Genomic DNA, 2,501 nt, shown 5'->3' with positions numbered 1-2,501 from the left:
CCCCCCCTCGTGGTTGAGCAATCCTTTGACATTCTCAAGGAAAAGATATGTGGGTCTGAGAATAGATGCGAACCGTGCAATTTCAAAAAAGAGAGTTCCTCTTGTATCTTGGAAACCTCGTCTGTTTCCTGCAATGCTGAAAGCCTGGCACGGAAATCCGCCACAGATAATATCAACAGTTCCGAGTCCTCGAATAGACTCATCTGAAACGGTTGTGATGTCATGTAGTTCTACTTCTCCCTCCGTGTTATGAATTGCTTTATAGCTTGACCGGGCAAATTTATCAATTTCACAGAAACCAATACATTCATGCCCGGCTGCTTCTAGTCCAAGACGAAAGCCACCGATACCAGAAAATAAGTCTAAAAATTTCATTCAGCGTCCTTTCTTGGTTTAATCATTTCAAAAAAATGCGACTGCCAAGGTTGTGAGTTTGGCTAAATACGGGCAGTCGCCATCTTTACATCATTCTGGACCATGATTGCCAGACTGACACATAAGTTCTAGTTCGCTTTTAACGTGGTTCACGGCACGTTTTATTATTTTTTGTTATCTTTGTTATCCTTGTTTCTCTAGCTACATTCTCCAATTAGAGAGCCCAACATGAACCACAGGAGAGCCATGCCTGCTTCTTTCAGAAATTCAATCATACATACCTCCCTGCACAATAGTCCTTTTCCAAAGAGTTCAGCCCAGCCTGCACATATCCCAACGAATAAGGCAATAGTGCTTGTTTTTCGCAAATAGATAAGGGGCGGTTGGCTTCCTCAAATTCCAGCACCAGCTTGTATTTTTCAAGTTCAATCATGCTTCTCTTCTTTCTTTGCAGTCATAGCAGACTACTTGACCACTATGCTTAGATTTGAAAGTTGTTATCTGGTCACAGCCAACACATCTCTCCAGAAAGCCCACACCTTCTCCTTTGCTTGTTCCATGTTTAGGATAATTGGCAATCGCTGGCTTCTCTGCGTACAGCACCAATGCGGAAGTATGCCAATATTGTGCACTAATGCCACTATCTGCAACAGCTGCAGTAGTAGAGGAGAATTTAATGTCAATAACCTTGACATCATTTTCGGATAGCCAGTTATTGATTTGGTCATCAATAGGCTCACAATGTGGGCCATCGTCTGCAAAAAATACCACTCTCATCATTAACCCCTATTATTCATAGCTTCCAATTCCTCCTGTGTAACAGGCTGGTCCAACCGCCGGTAGCCATTGACCCAGTAGTTACGTTGGAAATCAAATCCAAGCTGAGTAAGACCCGCCTTGAAGAGGTCTTTTTCAGCGGTGTCCTCAAAATAGATTTCCAAAGTCATTTTTTGAGTATAGCGTTTAGGGGCATTTTCAGCCCCTCTGACGGCCTCAAGTTCTTTGTGTGGTATTGGGTCAACTTCCAAGATTTCGCCTGTTTCTGGGTCAAATTTTGGGGTCTCCGTAGATTTTTGAGCCTGCTCCTGTTTCTTGGCTCGCTGGGCTGCTAAAATTCGCTCGCGTTCCTCTTGAGCTTGACGCATTTTCTGTTTTTCTTGCTCAAACAAGTAATCAGACTTGATTTGTTCCAGAACTTCCATAACCGTCAGCTCTTTTAGTTGTCGGATATACGGCTGGTCATTCATACCATACTCAGCACATTGCCCTGAAATCATACGTTTGGCCTGCTCAAATTCCTGCTGTTTTTGGTACTCAAACGTAACCATGTCATCAAGGCTTTTCATAGTAACTTTCTTCAAAGTCACACCGTCAGCCATGAAATCTGTTGCTTTCAGGTACTCAATAATCTTGCCATCAAAAACACGAGGGTCAATCATGTACTCAGCGGATTTCTTGGCAATGTAGCTCTTGACTGTATCAAGTCTCAAGGCTTTTTGGTGTTCCTCAAACTCTTTAACATCTTGAGCGATTTTGTCAATGGCATCATCAAGGGGCTTACTTGTGGTCTTAATGTACCCATCAAACTCATCAGCAGATTGCGACAGTTCACGCTTAATCTTGATACGTTCATCAGAAATCTGCTTCTTGAGTTTTCGTAGGTCAGCCAATACCTGCTTATCTTCCTTGATGGTTGCAGCTGTGACCGTGTAATTTTCATACCTAGTCACAACCGCATTGATACCCTGTTCAAACTTCTCACGGTCGATAATCTCAACCTTGGCCTGTGTGACCCTAACCTGTAATTCTTGCATATTTTACCTCCTAGTAGTCCAGCAGTTCGCCCTGTACTGGTTCTTCTACATGGGCTGCAACTTCCTCTTCTTGATGTTCCAATGCTGCCTGCTTAGCCTGTTGAGCTTTCCAAACCTCAACCTGTGCCATTTTTTCGGCAATGACTTCATCACGGGACTTTTCAGGGACAACATCGATAACACGATTGAATGCTTCCCCTCCGTCGTCTTCTGTGTACATGTTGCCCAAATCCTCAGGGAAAGCCTCACGTAGAGCATTAACTAGAGCTGTTTTCCTAATCATGGTAGCTGGCATTGAGTTCCAAGTGCTTT

5 protein-coding genes are annotated in these 2,501 nt (G+C 43.5%); all 5 read right to left on the bottom strand.

From position 1 onward, the window contains the following. Positions 1-375: DNA cytosine methyltransferase (locus ACERC7_RS10515; protein ID WP_373666561.1), on the bottom strand; the 375-nt coding region annotated here is incomplete at its 3' end. A gap of 271 nt (positions 376-646) precedes the next feature. After that, positions 647-808, bottom strand: coding sequence for a hypothetical protein (locus ACERC7_RS10510; protein WP_373666560.1), 162 nt, complete (start codon positions 806-808; stop codon positions 647-649). After that, on the bottom strand, positions 805-1,152 hold the full coding sequence (locus tag ACERC7_RS10505; RefSeq protein WP_373666559.1) for a sporulation protein Cse60: 348 nt from the start codon (positions 1,150-1,152) through the stop codon (positions 805-807). The genes ACERC7_RS10510 and ACERC7_RS10505 overlap by 4 nt, the downstream gene beginning before the upstream one ends. Positions 1,153-1,154: 2 nt before the next feature. Beyond that, positions 1,155-2,189, bottom strand: a complete 1,035-nt coding sequence (locus ACERC7_RS10500) for a DUF1351 domain-containing protein (RefSeq protein ID WP_373666891.1) — start codon at positions 2,187-2,189, stop codon at positions 1,155-1,157. A gap of 10 nt (positions 2,190-2,199) precedes the next feature. Beyond that, positions 2,200-2,501: recombinase RecT (locus tag ACERC7_RS10495; RefSeq protein WP_373666890.1), on the bottom strand; the 302-nt coding region annotated here is incomplete at its 5' end.

The sequence above is a fragment of the Streptococcus sp. E17BB genome, from assembly GCF_041807725.1.
In the GTDB taxonomy this organism is placed as follows: Bacteria; Bacillota; Bacilli; order Lactobacillales; family Streptococcaceae; genus Streptococcus; species Streptococcus entericus.
Note: the sequence above shows the minus strand (reverse complement) of the source record. Positions and strands in the feature narration are given on the sequence as shown.

What these genes read in the sequence shown, in the direction of transcription:
- ACERC7_RS10510 (WP_373666560.1), bottom strand. Translation starts at nt 808, where the DNA reads ATGATTGAACTTGAAAAATACAAGCTGGTGCTGGAATTTGAGGAAGCC.
- ACERC7_RS10505 (WP_373666559.1), bottom strand. Translation starts at nt 1,152, where the DNA reads ATGAGAGTGGTATTTTTTGCAGACGATGGCCCACATTGTGAGCCTATT.
- ACERC7_RS10500 (WP_373666891.1), bottom strand. Translation starts at nt 2,189, where the DNA reads ATGCAAGAATTACAGGTTAGGGTCACACAGGCCAAGGTTGAGATTATC.